Source organism: Vibrio sp. 704, assembly GCF_033339295.1.
Map to the genome: position 1 here is coordinate 1 of NZ_JAWOUH010000619.1, position 622 is coordinate 622.

General features: G+C 41.3%; 1 protein-coding gene. It reads left to right on the plus strand.

Going from position 1 to position 622, the window contains the following annotated elements; genetic code table 11:
- Positions 1–105: 105 nt before the first annotated feature.
- Positions 106–622 (plus strand): cysteine hydrolase family protein (locus R7R24_RS28095; RefSeq protein WP_318120357.1); only part of this gene is annotated, 517 nt, incomplete at its 3' end.

Here is a 622-nt window from a genome sequence, read left to right on the forward strand (position 1 = left end):
ATTTGTCGTTTTTGACTTCTTTTATGTCATTTTAGACTCTAAAAATAATGCAGCAAGTTACTCATAATTTGGCAAGACGAGAACCAAAATCAGCAGGAATTGAACATGAGCAACAGCGCATTACTTGTAATCGATATACAAAACGACTATTTCCCGAATGGCCGATTTCCTTTGTGGAATACCGATACCACTTTGGACAACATTAAGCAGTTGATGGCGAAAGCCAAAGCACAAGATATCCCGATATTCCTTGTTCAACATGTATCTTCGGCCCCTAAAGGGAAAGCCCCTTTCTTTGAGGAAGGCAGTGTTGGTGTGGAGATTCATCCCGACGTCATCTCAATATGTCCTGACGCCGAGATCATTCAAAAACAGCACGCTGACAGTTTTTATCAAACGAACCTCGAACAAGCGCTAGAAAGGAACGGCGTAGATGAATTGTTGATCTGCGGAATGATGACGCAAAATTGCGTGACACATACGGCAATTTCAAAAGCAGCGGAAAAATACAACGTTTCCATTATTGAAGATTGTTGTACGACTACCGATCAAATGATTCATAACATTGCTTTAAGTGCGATATCTATTCGAGTGCCCCTATTGGCTTCTTCCGACGTGCTTT